Below are 19,302 nucleotides of genomic sequence, written 5' to 3' on the forward strand. Positions count from 1 at the left end.
AAACATATTTGGCACTGACAATCGGCACGCTGTTGAGTTCTCAAGGAGCAGGCGCGTCACCAGATCCCAGCCTTTCGGCTTTCCCCTGGCGCGTCTTAAACTTACCGGCCTCTCCGGTGGGAGTCAAATCGCCGTTTTGCGTGCGATACGAACCCCTGCCGAACAGGTACTACTTTCACCCGCGCCCGTCCCGCTCTCATTCCCAGAACGTTCCGTGCGATGTTTCCAGGCTACGAGCTCCGGGAGGATCGTGTCAAATCCGCTCCGAGGTCCGGATTTCTCCGGAACCAACCGGTGATTGCCACTTTCTCACCTTATCGCACCGTCCGCAGGCCCTGTTCCTCGGGGGGTCTATGCCCCCTCGGAGGAAGTGTGGTCCAACGCGACATCGGACTCCGTGGAGTTCGGTGGGGCGACGAAGAAGAAGCCTACACCACCAGGGCCGCGTGGACGCGTCGGCTCGTGATGAGCGTCGGCGTCATCCCGCCCGACAGCCCATCGCGCGGTCACCTCCCACCGCTCCACGGCCACCAGGGGTCCAGGCGCGGATCGGACCGACCAGCCGACCTGGCGCACGTCACTCCCCCTCGCCGGGGAGTCAGCGGAGGTCAACTTCCCTGGGAGCGGGGTGATCCTGTCGCCGCGGGTGACTGTGGCGGTGCCAGCCGTCGAACGATCGGCCTTCGTAGTGGCCCCAGGCCCAGGCCCTCTTTGAGTTCGCCGTAGTCGTGCTCGACGCGGACGCGCTTGTCCCGACGCGCAGCGCCGGCGGCAACCTGCGCCAGGCACAATCGGGTGTGCCGTCGCCTCCCCCGCCCCTTCCGGTCCCGATCCGTCGGTCCATGGCCACGAGCCTGATCCCGTCCACAGTCACGGATAGCCACCAGCACTGTGCTGCTTGAGCGGCTCGTGCCGACCATCGAACTCCCCGACCCGACCCCGACGACCGGCACGTGATCGCCGGTTCCCGCCGTCAGGCCGAGGGCCGATGCAGGCGCTCGGCGCGCCGCCGGGATCACGCGCGCGGGTCGCAGATGAGATCGGCAAGCAGGTCGTCGAGGACGGCTTCCTCCTCGACCCGGCGACGATGCTGGCCCAGAGCGTCGCTCAGGTCGGGATCGAACCGGGCGTGGACAGGGCGGCCCGTGAGCTCGGCGAGGCCAGGGCGCAGCGCACGCTCGTAGTACGTGCGGTCGAAGCACCAGGGGACGGCGTCGAAACGGGTGGTGATGGTGTTCGCGATGGCCAGGCCGCCCCAGTCGAAGTCACCGTGGTAACGCAGGACGGCGCCCGCCTCAGCCAACAGGCGCAACAGCGACGCGGCCGCCGCGGCCGGCATGCCCCCGACGCAGACCAGGGGCCGGCACCGGGCGCCGAGCTGGTCTGCGGCGGCGCTCACGACCGCCGGGTTCTCGCAGATGAACACGTCCGTGCCGGCCAGCGCATCCAGCCGCGGCGGGTCACGGACAAGATGGCGCAGCGACAGGTGGACGGGCTCACCGGCCGCCCGCCACAGGTCCAGGACGCGACCGGTCACGCTGTGCCGGTCGCCAGGCAGCCCCAGCGTCAGCACGGGCAACGCCAGTTCACTGACGAGGACGCCGACCGCGGCCCACACCTCTCTCCGCCACTCGGCAGACCGCGCTGCCCGCCCCGCCACCTCATCCGCCTCGGAGCCGCCAACGCTGTCACCGCCGTCGTCCTCCCCGCTGTCACCGTCAGCGCTATCGCCGTCAGCGCTGTCGCCGTCAGCGCCTATGACGTCGCCGGCATCACCGTCAACGTCGTAGGCGTCGTCGCCGCTGACGGTGTGGGCGGTGTCGGCGCTGTGGGCGGTGATGGATCGGCCGAGCAGGGCGACGGCGTCGAGCACCAGGGTGGACAGGGGACGGTCGGCGTCGAGAGCGTGACCGTCGCCGAGCACACGGGCGGCGAACACGGAGATCGGGACGCTGTCGGCGGGCAGCGCGTCCAGCACGCGGACCGCCGACCCCATCAGCGTCTGCCCCTCCTGGAGCGAATCGGCGAGCCGGCGCGGCAGACCGGTGGCGACGAGCCGGTCCCGCCAGGCCCCGAGCTGCGGGCGGGCGTCCACGAGGGGATCCGCCATGGCGAACACGGCCCGCCAGCCCCGGGCGGTCTCGGCCGCGAGCGCGGACCGGTTGACGACAGGGCCGGTGAGCGCGACGACGGCGGCGGCGAGGCTCGACGCGCATCCGCTGCCCCGCACGACCTCGTCGAGGTCGGCGAGCTCGACCCGCATGGTGCGGCCCGCCCCAGGGCGGCGGCCGAGCAGGCCGGCGAGGGCGGCGCGCTGATCTTCGGACGGGTCCGGCAACGTCAGCCCGCCGGTGAGAGACCCGCCCCGTTCCATCCGCGACCGTAACCGCGTGATGATCCACTGGTTCGACGGCCCGAACAGCCGCCCGAGCCGCGCGACGTCGACCGTCCCGGCTTCGTCCCCGTCCGCGTCCGCCTCGACGACGGCATCTGCCTCGGCGTCAGCTGAGCCGGAGTCGGTCGCACCGGAGTCGGTTGCCTTGGGGAAGACCACCGGTTCCGCGCTCACGGCTCGTCCCACAGGGTGTGCTCGGCAGGTGGGACGCCGTCTGGTTTCCTCACCCCGGCGACGTCCGCGGCGACGGCGGGCCGTGCGCCTCCGGCGGGCAGGCGCTGGCGGCCGTCCCACCGCCAGCGGGTGACCAGGACGGCGTCGATGCCGTCCCGCCGCGACAGCTGGCTGATGGCGAGGCCGGGGACGGTCGGGTAGCAGCCCCATTCGCGCTCGCTGGTCATGACGACATCCATGTCGAAGACGGCGAGCAGGCCGAGACAGGATGCGCGGGCGTCGTCGTCGACCCCGGCGAACGCCTCGTCGAGCATGACGAGTCGGGGCGCATGTGGGTTGCTCGCCGAACGGTAGTGGCCGGAAGCGGCGGCGAACAGCGGGATGGTGACGGCCAGGGCCCGCTCGCCGCCCGAGGCCGGGCCGGAGGCGGAGCGCCACTGGCCGTCGGCGAAGCGCTGCACGGTGAAGACGTGCCAGCGGCGGTAGTCGAGGGCGCGGCCGAGGTGTTCCAGCCAGGTCCCGGCGGCGTCCCGCTCCCGCTCGGCCTTGATCTGCGCCTGCAGGAACGCGCCGACGGCTTCCCGATCCGCCGGCGACCAGGCGTCCGCGACCTGGCGCAGCAGCCGTTCCCGGGCCGGGCCGAGGCCCGCCGGCGCGTCCGGGCCGGGGCGCCACTGGAAGCGCAGTTTCATGCCGGTGCTGTTGGGGCGCTCGTCGAGCTCGGCGTTCATCCGCTCGACCTGGTGCTCGGCGTCGCTGATCAGATCCTGGAGGTGGCTGGCGACCTCGCTGACCAGATGGTTCTCCAGGATGGTTCGTTCCCGCTCCGTCAGCAGGCGCCGCCGGTCGCTGACCTCGACGCCCAGCGCGTCCGCGAGCTCCGCCGGGCTCATCATGCGGGTGCGGAACGTCGACTCGACCACCCAGCCGTCGTCGGTGAGGGTCGCGGCGGCGTGGTGGCCATGGCGGCTCATCACCTCCCGCAGGGTGCCGTGCTCGGCCGCGATGAGCTTCTGCACCCGGTCCCAGCCGGCGTCGGAGTCGTCGACGTCGCCGACCGCCGCGTCGATCTGGCGGGCGAGGCGCACCGCCGGGTCGGGCGCCCACTCCCGGCCGGTATCGGGAAACTCCAGCTCGGGCAGGGCGATGGCCAGCAGGCCGCCGGCGGCGAACCGGCGCAACCGTCCGGCCGCCTGCCGGCGCTGCTCGGCGAGCTCCCCGACCCGGCTGGTCAGGCCACTCTCCTGCCCGCGGGCCTGGCCGACCGCCTCGGCGATCGTCAGCCGGAGCTGGCTGAGTTCGCGGCGGCGGCCGGTGGCGGTCTCCAGGCCGCGCTGGGCGGCGGCGAGCTGGCGTTGCACCTCGGCGACGGCGGCGCCGACCGTGCGTTCCATCGTCTCGAACGCCGTGCGGGCCGACAGGTGCTCGGTCCGGGCGCCGGTGTGCTGGCTCTCGCGCTGCGCGACCTGCTCCTGGGCGTCGGCCAGGTCCTGTTCGGTCTGCGTGAGCTGGGCCGCGGCGCCGGCGCGTTCCCGCACGGCGGGCCACAGCGCGGACAGGGCGACGCGGTAGGCGACGAGCGCCTCCCGGGTCTCCTCGAGATCGTCGGTCGCGACGGGCAGGCCGAGCTGGGCGGCGGTCTCATCGCGTTCGGCCCGGGCCCGTCGGGACGTCTCCTCGGCCTCTTCGGCGTTACGCATGGCCGTCTGGTGGGCCGCGTCGGCCCGCCGCCGGTCGCGGTCGGCCTGGCGGGCGGCGGCGAACCCCTGCCGGGCCGGGGTGTCCGCCGGGACGCCGGCCACCTCGTCGTTGAGCATTCCCCGGCGCTCGTGCAGAGCCGTGCGGGCCACGTCGTGCTCGGCGATCTCCCGGTCGAGAGCGGCCAGTTCCTCGTCGATCTCGATGAGGCGGGTCCGGCGGGCCAGTTCACGCGCCGCGTGCCCGAGGTAGCGGGCCGCCGGTTTGGCCCAGGCTCCGCGCAGTCGCCCGACGCGGAACCGACCATCCGCGGCGACCCAGGTGTCGCCGAGACGAGCGACGGCGTCCGGATCCGCCACACCGGACGCCTCCGCGCGGACGAAGCCGATCCGGGCCAGAACGGCGGCGACGATCGCGTCGGGGACGGTGGCCGCGGCCGGGTCGGAGCGGTCGACCGCGGGACGCAGCACCGCACCGAGATGGTCACCGCCGACCAGGCCCCCGCCGGCGCCGTCGGCGACGATGGCCACGTCGTGGGTGCCGGGGGCGAGCAGCCGTCCGTCGGGGCAGAGCCAGGCGTCCAGCAGTCCGGACGCCTCCAACGCCGCCTCCAGCCCGGCGATCTCCGCCGAGCCCAGCGGCGGCGTCGGGCCCAGCGGCGGCGTCGGGCCCTGCGACGGCGTCGGGTCTGCCTCGCGCGGCTCGATGAGCTGCCACAGCGGCGCTCCCGACCGGCCATCCCGATCAGCGGCGCGGGTCGGCGGGGCCGGCGGGGACAGTCGCGCCCCCTCGGCCAGCGCACGGCGCTCGGTGGCCAGGACACCCGCGCGCGCCCGCGCGTCCCCGATGGCGGAAACCAGCCGCTGGTCGGCGGCACCGAACTCGTTCTCCAGCTCGCGGGCGCGCGAGGTGACCGCGGCAACCAGCGGACTGGACCCGTCGAAGCCGTCCAGCCAGTCGGCGACGGCGGCGAGGACGTCGTCGAGGGCGGGCAGGCGCAGCTGCTCGGCGCCCTCGAGGTGGCGGCGCGCCGCGTCGACGAACGCGGTGGCGGCGGCCTCCCGGGCGGCCTCGGCGCCGGCAGCGGCCTCGGCCGCCTCGTCAAGGACCGACCGGGCCCTGTCGCGCTCGCGGCGCCGATCGGTCGACCGGTCCTGGGCCTGGCGGTCGGCGTCTGTCAGGCGGGCGACCAGCCTGACGGCGTCCTCGCGGCGGCGGGTGACGTCCTCGGCCGCGCGCTGGGCGGTCCGGGCGGCCTCCGCGACCTGCTCGGCGGGAGGACCGTCGGGCAGGTGCAGGGGTGCGAGCAGCGCCTGGTGCTCGGCGCCGACGCCAGCGTGGCCAGCGCCGGTGGCGGCGGTCTCGCCGGCCCGGTCCAGCGCGTCCGTGGTCGCCGTGACCCGCAGGCGCGCGTCGGCGGTCCGGCGGGCGAACCCGTCGCGCTGACTCGTCGCCGCCGTCAGCTCGGCTCGGGCCCGGTTGGCCGAGCGCTCCAGCTCGGACATCCGCTGCTGCAGTCGGGCGAGTTCGCGGGCCTGGTCCATCTCCGGGCGGGCGGCGAGGGTGTCCCGTTCGGCGGTGAGCGCGGTGATGCGCTCCTCGTTCTCCCTGTCCTCGCCGTCCACCCGGATCGCCTCGGCCTCGACCCGCTCCCGCTCCGCCCGGACGTCGCCCAGCTGGCGAGACGCCGACTCGTAGGCGGCCTGCGCGGCGCGGGGCTCGCGAGCCCGGCGCCGCGCGCTGATCCGGGCGTAGCGTCGGTAGTGGTCGAGGAACGCGGTGGCCGCCGCGTGGGCCTCCTCGAACCCGCGCAGGTCCGACTGCTCCTGCTCGAGGCCGCGGAACGCCTCGGCCGCGTCCGCGATCACCGCCTGGTCGAGCGGGGTCAGCGCCTCGGTCAGCGCCGCCGACAGTGCCCGCTCGTCCGGCTTCTTCGACAGCTGCGGCTGGCGCAGCGCGATGAGCAGGTTGACCAGCGCGTCGTACCGGTCCTCGCCGAGGCCGAAGAACGCCTCGTCCAGAGCGCGCCGGTAGCGCGACGCCTGTTCGTAGACGTTGCCACGCGGGCCGAGGGCGTCGCGCAGCCGTTCCCTGGTCAGCGCGGTCCGGGTCGGGCCGACGAGGCTCAGGTCGACGCCGACGCGGGCGTCGGCGATGAAGAACCAGGTGGTGACCGACCCGCGGCCGGCGACCGCCTTCAGCCCGGCGCCGATCGTGCGGTACTCGGCGGCGCCGGCCGCGTCGAGCCGGCCGAACTCCAGCCAGCTGTAGCCGAGGCGCTCCGGGTGGGGATGGCGCCCGCCCATGAGCAGGTTCCACTCCATCCGCTTCTTCGGGTCGCCGTCGGGTTCGACGCGGTGGGCCGACACCTCGCCGTCGAGCAGGAACGGCAGCAGCATCGCGAGGACCTTGGACTTGCCTGTGCCGTTGTTGCCGCGCAGCAGCAGGTTGCCCTCGTGGAAGTGGAACTCCTCCTCGTCGTAGAGGAAGACGTCGACCAGGCCGGCGCGCAGCGGCTGCCAGCGCTCGGTCGTCGGCACCGGCCGACCCGGGGCGCCGTCCGGCGCAGAAGCCGGCTGGCGGGCGTCCGTCTCGACGCCGGGTGCCAGCCGTGGCGAGGGCGGGGCATCGGTCGAGGGCGGGGAATCGGTCCAGGACGGGGAATCGGTCCAGGACGTCACGCCAGCGCCTCCTGACCGCCGCCGTCCCGCAGGTCGCCGAGCGCGAACCGGGCCAACGCCGGCAGCGCGAACACGTCGTCCCCGCGCCGGCGCAGCAGGCCCAGTGCGCGCATCCGTGACAGCGCCCGGTCGACCAGCTCGACCTCCGCGTCGGGCTCGGCGACGCCCTTGCGCCAGTGCCGCTGGTGCTGGGCGATCAGCTCGCGCATGTGGGCGTCGAGGTCCGCGACGGCGATCGGCTCCTGCGGGCCGAGGCGGGCGCCCTCGCGGGCGAGATGCTCGGCGAGCAGCAGGGTGGCGTGACCGTCGGTGCCGTCCTCGGGCATCCGGGTGTCGGTGAGGTCACCGTCGGGGTCGACCATCGCGATGCCCTCCGCGCGGATCTCGGCGACCAGGCCGGTCGCCTCGGTGATCCGCCGGGTCAGGGCAGCCCGTTGGCTGGTCAGGTAGGCCCGCTCGCCCTCGTCCAGATCCGCGAGGTAGACGACCGGGTCGTCCAGCAGGCGCCGGGTCAGCGCGTGGCGGCGGGCCAGGTTACGTGCGTCGTCGGTGTCGGCCGTCAGCTCCTCGACGACGGCGGCCAGCCGGCCGTCCAGGTCGGCCGGGCCCGGGTTGTCGCTGACCGTCGACGGCCCGCGCCGGGTGACCAGCATGCCGGCCAGCGCCCGGCGGTCCAGGTCGTAGAGGGCGTCGCCGGTGCCGGCGGTGAAGGTCGTCTCGTCGCCGGCGACCCGGCGCAGCACGCCGAGGTCCAGCAGCACACGGACGGCCGCGACGAGGTCGGCGCGCTCGTCCCGGCTGTCGAGGCTGAAGCTGATCCCGGCCTCGGTGAACTCCGGGGCGGCGCAGCCCAGCATCACGTCGTCGGCAAGTCTGCCCAGGGTGATCTGGTTGTCGGCCCGTTCCAGGCCGGCCAGGGCGAGGCAGAGCAGCACGTACCGGCGGCGGCCGAACGGCTGCTGGGCCGATCCCGTGGTGGCCGGCCGGGTACCGTCGGTCAGATCGGCTGGGATCTTCGCCAGCCGGGCCACCTCCGGGTCGACCCGCAGCGACCAGCCCGTCTCCCGCGTGAACCAGTCCCGCAGCCACGTCTGGTGCCGGCGGACAAGGCGGAAGACGTCGGCGTCGGCACCGTGCGCGACGAGCAGCGGGCGGCGCAGGATCGCGCGCATGGCCCGACGGCGCTCGGCGTCTCGCTGCGCGTCGAGGGCGTTGATGACCGCCGTCGACGACGACCCGGCTCGCGCCCTGCGCGGGATGTCGCGACGTGGGGCGGTCACGCCGTCTCCGCCATCAGGTCGCTGGTCGCCACCAGGTCGCTGCTCTCCAGCAGGTCGTTGCTCTCCAGCAGGTCGTGGATTTCTAGGACGTGGTCGGGGCCGGTGAACAGGCCCGCGCTGGTGGGGATGGTCGCGATCACGCTGTCGGCGGTCGGTGTGAGCGAGATGGACAGGGTGCCGTCGGCACTGCTGGTCACGACGCTCGGCTCCCCCGGGCGACGGCGGGCGAGCGCGTCCCCGAGGACGGTCAGGAACAGCCGGAAGGTCGGGTCGTCGAGCTCGGCCAGTTCGGACAGGCGCACGGGTTCGCCGGTGGCGAGCCGACGGCGCGCGGCCCGCACCACCTCCTCCTCGGCCGCCAGCTTCTCGGCCAGCAGCCGTCGCTCGGCGGCGCGGTCGCGGACCCGGTTGGGCGCGCCCCGGCGTTCGTACCGCCCGGTGCGCCGCAGCCGGATGTCGACCATGATCGGCGGCGCCTCGTTCCACGGCGTCGACGCGGGCACCGGCTCGGCGTCACGCGCCTCCAGCGTCGCGGCGTCGACCGTGAGGTGGCGGGCCGGGGCGAGCCCGAAGCACACGCGCCACAGCCGGTGGGCGTCGTCGTCACTCGGGGCCTGCGCGAACCAGAGCGCGAGCGCGCGGAAGTCCGCCGACCGGTCGCTGCGGCCCGATCTGCGCTCGTTGAGGACCAGCACCACCGACAGCAGGGCCGGCACCGCGGCCCGGGCCCGCTCCCGCAGGAGGCGGGACTGCGGCGGGTGCGTCCGGTTCCCGACGAACCAGTGCCGCAGCCCCTCCCATCGCTCGGTCCACAACGCCAGCCGTTCGCCGACAACCCCGCCCGCTGGTGACCCGGCCGGCTCTCCCTGCGTCAGCTCCGGCTGTGTTGGCTGTGTTGGCTGTGTTGGCTGTGTCGTTCGGGGCGGCTGGTCAAGGTCGGGCGCCGCGTCGCGGGCCTCGCGCTCGGCGACCGCCCGCAGCAGCCGGCTCATGTCGTGCGTCTCGATCTCCCCCAGGACGTCCACAATCCGCGCCGAGGTGACGACGAGATCGCGGATGAACCGTTGGAGATAGTCGATGAGCTGTTCCTTGTAGGCCAGGAAGACGTCGAGGTCGGCGTCGTGCAGGTCGATGGTGCGCTGCAGGGACCCCATGAATGCCTGGGCGTTGTCCGCCAGCCCGCGAAAGACGCCGGCCAGGTCACGCAGCAGCTGATGCGCCTTCGCCGCGTCGATCTCGGGCTGCGCCAGCAGGGCGAGCAGCGCCCGCAGCTGGCTGTGGATGTCGGACAGGGCGACGGCCTGGAGCTCCCCGCGCCGGCCCAGCGCCTCGTCGAACGCCTCCAGCGCGGTCTCGGCGGCCTCTCCAGCCGATGTGAGCTGGTAGAGGAAACGGGGACGGTTGAAGTCCTCGACCGAGGTGACCCGGCTTGTGTCCGGATCGCCGCGCAGGTTGCCCCAGCCGGCCAGGCTGCGCAGCTCGGCGCTGACATCCGTGACTCCCCCGAGGTCCAGTCCGTGCTGGCCCGGCTCTCGGGCCAGCATTTCCAGGACGTCCTCAGGACGCAGATGAACATTGAACCTGCGCTTGGCCCGGACGAACGTCCGCATGATGGCGCGGTACAGCGGGGCCTTGTCCACCGTCACATGGGCGAAGGGGGCGAACCTCGAGACGTTCGCGGGCTGGTCGCCACACACCCATCCGGCGCGTTTCCGACGGGTCCGCAGATGGACACCCAGCGTACGCGTCCGGCTGGGGACCATCCGCGCTGCCTCGCCAGGACGTCACGCCGGTGAGCCTTCGTCGCAGTTCCGGCGACCGCCTTCCGACGACAGTCCCAGGGGGTGACAAGCGGGACTCGCCGGCAGCGGTCGTGGCGGGCGGTGGGTGGATGGGCCATGATCGACGATCGCGGTCTCGTGGCCGGGAAGCTGGACCTTACTCCTGGTGCCGGTGCTCCTGGCTCAGCCTGGTGTGACGGCGTTCCGGACGGTGTCCATCGTCTTCTCCGCCACCTGGCCCACCTTCTGGATGAGGGGATGCTTGGCCTGCTGGACGGCCATCGTGCGCAGCACTCCGGTCGCCCACTCCGCGTGCTCGCGGGCCGCCGGCAGGAGGGTCGCCGCGCTGGCCGGTCGGGTAGCCGGCGTCGAGCAACTCGACGGCGCCGACCGCGACGCGGTCGCGGCGTTCCTCGAGCGATTCGGCCCGTTCGAGCATCTTGTGCTCGCCTTCAGCCCAGGCGCGGCCGGACTCGGACCGATCCGCGAGATCAGCCTCGATGACGTCGAGACGGCGTTCACCGCCAAGCTGTTCGCTTACATCCACTACATCCACGCGATTCGCGAGGCGAAGGTCACCGAGTCGATCACGATGATCTCGGCCGCCAGTGCCCGGGCCGCCCTTCCCGGAACGGTCACCCTCGCGGCCGTGAACGGAGCGATCGAGCGCATCGTGTCTCCGCTCGCGGCCGAGCTCGCGCCGGTTCGCGTCAATGCCGTGGCCCCGGGAGTCGTGGACACCGCCTGGTGGTCCTTCCTCCCCGAGGATCAGCGCCGAGCCCAGTTCGACGCTGCCGCGAGCAGCGTGCCTGCCGGCCGGATCGCCTCCGCCGCCGACGTCGCCGATGCGATCGAATACCTGATCGGCGCCCGCCTGGTCACCGGAAGCATCCTGCCCGTGGACGGTGGTTTCACCGTCGCGTAAGCGGCGGTCGCGAGCTCATACGTCGGCCGTCTCCAACTCCCGAGATCACTCCGGGAGGTCCGTCAAGGCATGGTCGCCTCCATGCAGGTCGTCGACGGCTCCCTGTCCGCGAGCGTGGCCGCGCTCACCGGACTGTCCGCGCAGCGGATCGAGCAGCTCCGCGACACCGGCGACCGAGACGTCTGACCACATGCCAGTCCGCCCGACCTTGCGCTGCCTGAGTGCTGTTCCGGGTGTTCCCGGCGGAGCAGCGGGTGCGCGCGTCGGGAATCCTGACGATTCCGACGGCCTTCGCCCCGGCTCTGAGCCCGGTGCTCGTTGATCAGCGGCCGCGGGACGTCGTCAACGCCGTTGATTATCTTGGTCCCGCAGGACCGCCCGAGGATCCGGGATGGTCAGACCGGTTCCGTCGTGGTGGTGGACGGAGACGAGGGCGCCCTGGTGGTCCAGCGTTCCTCGACCCGCCCGAAGTACCAGACGGCCAGGGCGACGGCCCAGGCGAGGAAGAACAGGCCGACGATGGCGTAGCCGGCGTAGTCGAGGTTGACGGCCGCGATCCAGGCAAGCGGCCCGGAGTCGATGGTGAACCGGTCCGCGAGGACGCCGACGAGTTCGATGGTGCCGATGACCAGCGCGACGATGACCGAGATGGTCGTGATGGTGATGTTGTAGTAGACCTTGCGGACGGGCCGGGCGAAGGCCCAGCCGTAGGCGGCGTTCATGAAGACGCCGTCGATGGTGTCCATGAGGCACATGCCGGCGGCGAAGAGGATCGGCAGCACGAGAATCGAGTAGAAGGGCAGGTCGAACGCGGCCGCCCCACCGGCGAGGACGAGCAGGCCCACCTCGGTCGCGGTGTCGAAACCGAGCCCGAACAGGACGCCTATGGGGTAGATGTTCCAGGGCCTGGTGACGGTCCTGGTCAGGCCGCCGAGAAAACGGTTCATGAAGCCGCGCGAGTCCAGTCGCCGCTCCAGCTCCTGCTCGTCGTAGGTGCCGCGACGCATCTCGCGGAACACCCTCACAATGCCGATCAGGGCCGCGAGGTTGAGGATTCCGAGAATCCACAGGAAGACACCGGACACGGACGGGCCGATGACCCCGGTGATGGTGTGCAGCCGCGACGAGTCGTCCTCGACCGGGCCGACCAGGGATCTGACGCCCGCCGAGAGCAGGAATGCCAGCGCGAACACGATGGTGGAGTGACCGAGGGAGAACCAGAACCCGACGGACAGCGGTTTACGCAGCCCGGAGTGCCCGTCGGCCTCGCGGGCGGTGTTGTCGGCGATGATCTTGCGGGTGGTGTTGTCGACGGCGGCGATGTGATCGACGTCGAACGCGTGGCGAAGGCCGAACGTGTAGGCGAGCACCCCGACGCCGGCGGTGAAGACCGGGTGGTCGCCGCCGAGGTGGTAGCCGTGCGGAGTGACCAGGGTGAGCAGGACGACGAAGCCCACCGCGTGCAGCAGGATGATGAAGGCGGCCATGCCCGCCAGCGAGCGTCTGTCCGCCGGGATGAGGCTCCGGTGGAACCGGGCCAGCCGCTCGGTGAGACCGGGGCCGCCCCTGCCGGGCGCTGGATGGGCCACGCCATGCCTCCTTGTCACCGGCGCGGACCCGGCGCGGCGGATCGGCCGGACATCGTGCTGGTCGGGCGGGATCCCAACGCCGCAACTATCTCGTACCTGCAACATTGTTGCAACTGGCTCGATGCGTTGCTGGGGTGTGGTTCCACGCCGCCGGGCTGATCGCCGCGGCCGCGAGGTCGCGCGGTCCGGCGGGACCTCGCGGGCCGGTCCGGTGGAAGTGCGGCTCACGCGGTCGGATCGGCGACAGTGCGGCTTCTCGGTTTCCTCCGTATCTGTCCGCGCCACGCTGGTATCAAGGTGGCGATCAGTGTCGGGACGGGGCGAACGCGAGGAGCGACGGTCGGACATGGCGGCGAAGACGACGTCGAACGCTCGGCGCGAGTTCCGCGTGATGTTGGTGCGGCTGGCCTTCTTCTGGCTGTGGTGGCCGGCCCTGATCTTCGTGTGGTGGGTGTTCGTGTCGGTGTTCCTGCCGGGCGTCGGCCCGGTGCATCTGGGCCTGTGGCGCTGGCTCGACGCCTGGTATTTCGTCGGCTCGGGATGGCGGTGGCAGTTTCTCGGGGTCGGCGCGGTCGGCACAGTGCTGATCGTCGCCGTCTGGTGGGCGAACGCGGGCGCGCCGTCCACGCGGCTGGCGACGCCCGCGGCGATCCTCGTCGTCGTCGGCATCACGCTCGCCGTCGTCAGCCTCGTCCAGTTCGTCCGGGCGGTGTGGGACAACGACAAGGACCTCGCCCGGTTCTACGGCGCGCGTACCACGTTCGTCGTGCCCGATCCAGCGCATCCGCCGACGGCGGTCTCCGTGCTGATCAATGACAACGCCCGCGGCGACGGGAAACGCTGCGACCTGCTCGGCCCGCACGGCAGCGACGTGGCGACCTGCATTCGCCGCGGCACGTTCAGCATGGCCGGGTTCGAGCCGCGGGTCGGCTCCCGCGACGGCGCGATCGCCGTGATGAGCGCGAGTTCCGGGAACATCGCGAACGTGCGGCTCCGCGTCAGCACACTCACCTACCTGAACGCGACGAAGGGCCGCCCGGCCGCCTGGTCCGCCATCCGCGACGGCAGCGGGATCGACACCCCCATGTACGGTGTCGTCGAATGGAGGGGAGGCTCCGAACGGCCCACGCAATGCCATTTCAGCGGAAAGTACCGCATTGACCGGGCGTTCGACGGTGAGCGCAGCAACAGCCTGCCGAACCTGCTCAACGACCGTTTCCCGCGGCTCATCTTCTCCGCCGACGACGCCTGGGGGTACTGCGCCGGCGCCGAGCCGATCGTCGTCCTGCCCGTGCAGAGGCAGATCCACTACCACGCGCGGACGGTGGCTGTCCCCGCCGGCGTCGTCCTCGTCCGCGGCTCCTCGAACGGCGGCGTCCGCCTGGAGCACCGCACCGACGTCCGCCCCGGCACGCTGCCCGGGCCGGTGTACCCGGACTCGCTCGTCGACGCGCAGCGCGCCGCCGCCCAGTGGGCCGGCGGGCGGGAGGTCCGCGACCGGCGCATGTTCGGCTTCGCGCCGACGAGCTCGCCGGTGCAGCTCGGCAACGTCGACGACTACCTGCTGCGCCGCGTCGCCGACGGCCGGCTGTACTGGGTCACCCCGGTGCGGCCGCGGGCCAGCGACTCCCAGCAGTTCGTCGCCTACGAGACGGTGCCCGCCGACACCGTCACCGACGGCCAGCTCAACCCGCTCGACATCGCCGTCCTGGCCGACGACGACCCGCGCATCGTCAACCTCGACCAGCTCGTCGCCGCGGCCACCGACTACATCGCCGCCGCCAACCCCGGCCTGATCAGCTCCGGGGCGAAGCTCGTCGAGTTCCTCCCGGTCCGCGACGACATCTGGCAGTCCTACGTCGAGATCAACGGCCGCGTGGTCTACCGCCTGACGATGAGCTACGCCAACCGCATCCCCACCGAGCTCGTCGCCCTGAACACCCCGGGCGCCAGCACCTCCCCCACCGCCGGCCGCCCCGGCGCGGGCCCGGGACCATCACCCGCCGCCGGCCAGCCCGGCACCTCGCCGACCACCGCCTGCGCGGGCCCACCGACCAGCCTCAGCGACTCCCAGCTCGCCACCTGCATCCAGACCTGGGCCAACGAACTCGCCCACCGTCACCCCCTCACCACCGCCCCCTCCCCCTGACCGCGGCAGAGGCATACTGCATACAGCGCATCCGCCATGCCTACATTGCAGTCATTGCAGCGCGCCGGGCAGGTGCAGCATCAAGGACTTCGCGGACATGTCCGTCGCTCTGCTCAGTCCCTGGCCCGCGTAGGTCGCGTTCCAGGTTGGGATGCGCCCCGGCGCTGCCGCGGCGGGTCGTGGCAGCGTGACGCCGGGGGCACCCGGTTGGCGGCGCGGGACGGCGTCAACATCGTTGATTATCATGGTCGCATTGACGAGGACGTGGACGAGACGGCGAACCCGCCAGCGTCGGCCGGGTCGGCAGGCGGTGGCACCGGACACATCGGCGCCGAACCCTTGGGGGGCACCGAACCGGCGACGGGTTCGCAGTCCGCTGACAACGGGCGGGCAGTGGGTGGCGAGGGTCGCGGGCGGCGGGGGCGACCGCGACGGACGCCGCGGGGGACGTTGTCGCGTGAGGTGCTGATGGCGGCGGCGATGCAGGTCGTCGACACGCAAGGCGCGGGGGCGTTCAGCATGCGGGCGCTCGGCGCGTTCCTCGAATGCGATCCGACGGCGATGTACCGGCACTTCACCGGCAAGAACGCCCTGCTCGACGCGCTCGTCGACAGCGTCGTGCGCGAGGGCGCCGCGACCCTGCCGGAGACGGACGACCCGCGCGCCGACATCCGGGAGAACTTCCGCCAGCTGCGCCGTTCCCTGCTCGCCCATCCGACGCTCGCCCCGCTGGTGCTGCGCCGACCGCCGGGAGTGGGCGCCTACTGGGAGCGCTCCGACCATGCCGTCGCCCAGCTGCACCGGGCCGGCATGGACCCGGTGGACGCCGCGAACGTCTACCAGACGCTGCTGTTCTACACGCTCGGGCACACCCTGTCCGAGGCCCGCCAGCTCGCCCGTGCGGTCGAGCGCGAGGGCGCGGGCGCCGAGGGCGGTCCGGTCGCCGCGGTGCGCCCGCCGGAGGATCGCCATCCCGACCTGTCCGACGTCGCGCCGCACCTGCGCGACGACAACGAGGCGCAGTTCCTCGCCGGTCTCGACCTGATCCTGCGCGATCTCCCCCGCTGACGCGCGGGCGCTGACCCGTTGGTGGGTTTCGGCCCGCGCGGCCTTGCTACGGTACGAGCAAGCGAGCGTCCGCGACCGGACGCAGAAGCCTCCAGGCTCGCACACCAGGGCACGGCGGCGCCAGAAACGGGCAGCAGGGGTGTCCGTCCGCAGACCCACGCGGACGGGGACGCCCCCGCGCCGGGTACACACCAGCCACCCGAGCGCCCCGCCCGCCCCGCACCCACGCGACCCACGCGACCCACGCACGCGAAGATCGGAGCACCGCATGAGGTTGCTCGACGGGCGGTCCATGGCCGCCGAGATCGGCCGGTACGTCGTCGACGAGGCCGAGCGGCTGACCGTCACCGGCAAGACCCCCACCCTGGCCGTGGTCCTGCCCACCGCGGACCCGGCCGCCCGCTCCTACTCCCACATCATCGAGCGCACCGCCGGCAAGGTCGGTATCCGGTGCGAGCTGCACGAGCCGTCGGGCGGCCTGTCGGCGCTCGTCGACACCGTCGACGCCCTGGCCACCGACCCGCTCGTCGACGGGATCATCGTGCAGACCCCGCTGCCCGACGGGGGGAGCTCGCGGGAGATCGGCGAGCGCATCCCAGTGGACAAGGACGTCGACGGGATGAACCCGGCGAGCCTGGGCCGGCTCGCCCTCGGCCTTCCCGGTTTCGCGCCGGCGACGGCCGCCGCCGTGGTGGAGATCCTCACCCGGGCGCGGGTGCCGATGGCCGGGGCACGGGTGTGCGTCGTCGGCCGCGGGCCGGTCGTCGGCAAGCCGGTGTCGCTGCTGCTGCTCGCCGAGGACGCGACGGTCACCGTGTGTCACTCGCGCACCCGGGACCTGGTGACGATCGCCCACGAGGCGGACATCATCGTGTCGGCCACCGGCCGGCCGAACCTGATCGGCGCAGGCTTCGTCCGGCCGGGTGCGACGGTCATCGACGTCGGCACCGCCGTGACGGACGCCGGCGAGGTCGGCGACGTGGACGCGGCGGCGATCGCCCCCGTCGCGGGCGCCCTCACCCCGGTGCCCGGCGGCGTCGGCCCGGTGACGACCATGCTGCTGCTGCGCAACACGATCCGCGCGGCCCAGCCGGGCTGACCACGCGGGTCACACCGGCGCATAGACCGGATCGGCCAGGCGGACGCGGTTGCGCCCGTCCGCCTTGGCCCGGTACAGCGCGCTGTCGGCGCGGGCGAGCAGCGCGGACAGGTCGCCCGGCGCCCCGTGATGGGTGGCGACGCCGACCGACACGGTCACCGACAGCGGCGGGCCGCCGTCCACCTGCCCGCAGCGGGTGCCGGCGACCTGGCGGCGGATCCGCTCGGCGACGTCGAGCGCGTTGTCCCGCCCGATCTCGGAGAGCAGGACCACGAACTCCTCCCCGCCAAACCGGCCGACGAGGTCGCGGGGCCGGGTCGCGGCCCGCAGCGCGTCGGCGACGGCCACCAGGATCACGTCCCCGACAAGGTGCCCGAAGCGGTCGTTGACCCGCTTGAAGTGGTCGATGTCGACGAGCAGCACCGACAGCGGCCGCCCGTCCCGGCCGACCCGGCCGAACTCGCGCTCGGCGACCTGGCGCCAGTAGGCCGGGTTCGCGAGCCGGGTCTTCGCGTCCGTGCGGGCGGCGTGCAGCAGGTCGGTGTGCACCAGGCTGCGCTGCAGCAGCAGCATCGGCGGGGCGACCGCGAGGATCAGCAACGGGCTCGCCGCCCACAGCACCGCCACGATGATCGACGTGCAGATCTCCGCGGCCCGCGCCGGCACCGCCTCGTGCCGCGAGGGTCGCAGCCGTGACCCGGCCAGCCCCTCCGTGCCGGCATGCCGGCTCAGTCCCGCGCGCCCGGCGACGGTGCCGCCGGCCGCCTCCACCCGCGACGCGTCCCGACCCGGCACCGTCCCCACCACGCCACCCGGCGCACCGACCACCGCCCTGCCGGGGATGACGGGCGCGCTGGGCGCGGCGGCCGACCGGCCCGGGCCGGCCAGCCCGTTCGGGCCATGGTCGCCCGCGGTGACGTACGGCCCGACCGGGGGGTCGATCGTGGCCCGGGGTGAGACGCCGAGCCAGGCGTCGAGCCCGTCCTGGCGGCCCGCACGGACCATGCCGAGGGCGGGCAGGGAGGCGACCATCGGGAAGACCGCCACGGCCGCCAGGAACGCCGCCACCGCGGGGCCCGAGCCGACGAGGCCGTCCACGGTCGCCCGGCCCCCGTCCGGGCTCAGCAGCAGGTGCACGGCGGAGGCACAGTAACCGGCGATGCCCAGTGTCGCCGCCTGGAACATCCGCAGGTGCGGGGGCCGGACCGGGTCGGCCCGGCCGGACAGCCAGCACAGCGGCAGGCCGATCACCGCCGGGTAGAACGGCGGCAGCAGGACGGCGACGGCGACCGCCCAGGTGGCGAGCAGATCGTGCCGGGCGATCCGGGGAACCGCCAGATCCTCACCGAGCCGCGCGGCCGCGGCGACCGCGACGGCGCCGAGCGCCAGGAACGCCCCGAACGCCATCAGGTCCGTCCACCGCCACCGCAGCCCCGACAGCGCGAACCCGCACAGCGCCAACCAGGCCAGGCCGACCAGGACGATGCGGCGCGCGACCGCCCGGGGCGCCCGCCACAGCATCCAGCCGCACCCGACGAGGCGCGCGACCGCGATCCGCGGCCGGACCGCCCGGCCCCCACCGACCACTCCCGCGGCGGCCACTCCCGCGGCGGCCATCTTGGAGCCGACCATCCCCGGGCCCGCCACCTCGGAGCCAGGCACCCCGGAGCCAGGCACCCCGCAGCCAGCCCTGTCCGTGCCGACCATCGTCGGGCCGCAGGGACCCGACCTTGGCGCCACCGCGGGGGAGACGCCCGCCGCCGCGCTCGCGGAGGCCGTCACCGGTGTGGCGGGCGTGGAGGTCGCCGACCGTGCCGGGTCGGCCTGCCCGGCGGGGGCGCATTGGTCCGGACCTGCCCGGACGGCCGCGGGGCCGGCGGGGTTGACCGCGGGCATGGTGACGCCGGCCAGGCGCAGCGCCAACGGGCAGGCGGCGGCGGTCGGCGGCGGCGCGGCCGGTGCCCGCTCGCCCGACCGGCGGTTCCAGGCCAGCCCGCGCCAGGGCGCGCGCGACCGTGACCCGCGGCGCCGCAGACCGCGGGCGACACCCAGCAGAACGGAACCCGCGCGGCCTGGCAGTCGTAGGCGTAACGGCATTGGCGGATGGCCTTCCTCGTTCTCGTTCGCGGCCGCGGTAACGGGCCGGAACCGCCCGGGTGAATCCAACCTTGTCTTTGCTACTCACAGTGAATCATCGAAAACGAAGAGTACGAAGCCGCTCGCGGGATTCGCAACCGTCGCATTGGGTCGGCTTACCGGCGCGGGTCGCGCATTCCCCGGCGCGATCCGGTTGCGGAAATGCCAGCTGACCTGCGGCGACGAATCCGATGCCGAAAGTGACAGCCGGCGGGGCGCCGGCTCTCTGTCAGGTGACCGACGCCCGCGCAGAGACCACACACGACACGCCGGGGGGGACGTGTGGCTCCGCGTCGGGGACCACGTCGGGCCGAAGTCCGGACCAGC

At 73.3% G+C, this 19,302-nt stretch carries 10 protein-coding genes; 4 read left to right on the plus strand and 6 right to left on the minus strand.

The genetic code is table 11. The features are described 5' to 3' along the window. Window positions 1-1,015: 1,015 nt before the first annotated feature. From C1A33_RS26805 to C1A33_RS26820, 4 genes are all read right to left on the minus strand, one after another. Complete coding sequence (locus tag C1A33_RS26805; protein WP_165818604.1) at window positions 1,016-2,569, minus strand: TIGR02679 family protein; 1,554 nt, start codon at window positions 2,567-2,569, stop codon at window positions 1,016-1,018. Further along, on the minus strand, window positions 2,566-6,807 hold the full coding sequence (locus C1A33_RS26810; RefSeq protein WP_207770521.1) for a TIGR02680 family protein: 4,242 nt from the start codon (window positions 6,805-6,807) through the stop codon (window positions 2,566-2,568). Before C1A33_RS26810 ends, C1A33_RS26805 begins: the two co-directional genes overlap by 4 nt. A 137-nt stretch (window positions 6,808-6,944) precedes the next feature. Further along, window positions 6,945-8,228 (minus strand): TIGR02678 family protein, encoded by a 1,284-nt coding sequence (locus tag C1A33_RS26815; RefSeq protein ID WP_101834398.1) that lies wholly within the window; start codon window positions 8,226-8,228, stop codon window positions 6,945-6,947. Continuing rightward, entirely contained in the window at window positions 8,225-9,925 is a 1,701-nt protein-coding gene (locus tag C1A33_RS26820; RefSeq protein ID WP_101834400.1) for a TIGR02677 family protein, read from the minus strand. Before C1A33_RS26820 ends, C1A33_RS26815 begins: the two co-directional genes overlap by 4 nt. Window positions 9,926-10,175: 250 nt before the next feature. Here C1A33_RS26820 and C1A33_RS26825 point away from each other — a divergent pair, with 250 nt between their 5' ends. Further along, on the plus strand, window positions 10,176-10,934 hold the full coding sequence (locus C1A33_RS26825; protein ID WP_207770522.1) for an SDR family oxidoreductase: 759 nt from the start codon (window positions 10,176-10,178) through the stop codon (window positions 10,932-10,934). Between the two features lie 395 nt (window positions 10,935-11,329). On the opposite strand, the gene nicT is transcribed toward C1A33_RS26825, so the two are convergent. Next, a complete protein-coding gene (nicT, locus tag C1A33_RS26830; RefSeq protein WP_101834402.1) occupies window positions 11,330-12,523 on the minus strand; it encodes a Nickel transporter NicT in 1,194 nt (397 codons plus the stop codon). Between the two features lie 346 nt (window positions 12,524-12,869). Here nicT and C1A33_RS35315 point away from each other — a divergent pair, with 346 nt between their 5' ends. The 3 genes from C1A33_RS35315 (at window position 12,870) to C1A33_RS26845 (ending at window position 16,839) form a co-directional block, all read left to right on the plus strand. Next, window positions 12,870-14,672: a hypothetical protein gene (locus tag C1A33_RS35315; RefSeq protein ID WP_243407983.1), complete on the plus strand. Its 1,803-nt coding sequence runs from the start codon at window positions 12,870-12,872 to the stop codon at window positions 14,670-14,672. A gap of 468 nt (window positions 14,673-15,140) precedes the next feature. Further along, window positions 15,141-15,740: a TetR/AcrR family transcriptional regulator gene (locus C1A33_RS26840; protein WP_101834426.1), complete on the plus strand. Its 600-nt coding sequence runs from the start codon at window positions 15,141-15,143 to the stop codon at window positions 15,738-15,740. A 268-nt stretch (window positions 15,741-16,008) separates the two neighbouring features. Beyond that, entirely contained in the window at window positions 16,009-16,839 is an 831-nt protein-coding gene (locus tag C1A33_RS26845; protein ID WP_101834404.1) for a bifunctional 5,10-methylenetetrahydrofolate dehydrogenase/5,10-methenyltetrahydrofolate cyclohydrolase, read from the plus strand. A 9-nt stretch (window positions 16,840-16,848) separates the two neighbouring features. Here C1A33_RS26845 and C1A33_RS26850 read toward each other — a convergent pair whose 3' ends face one another. Beyond that, entirely contained in the window at window positions 16,849-18,936 is a 2,088-nt protein-coding gene (locus C1A33_RS26850) for a sensor domain-containing diguanylate cyclase (RefSeq protein ID WP_243407984.1), read from the minus strand. Window positions 18,937-19,302: the final 366 nt, after the last annotated feature.

It is taken from the genome of Frankia canadensis (genome assembly GCF_900197875.1).
Classification (GTDB): domain Bacteria; phylum Actinomycetota; class Actinomycetes; order Frankiales; family Frankiaceae; genus Frankia; species Frankia canadensis.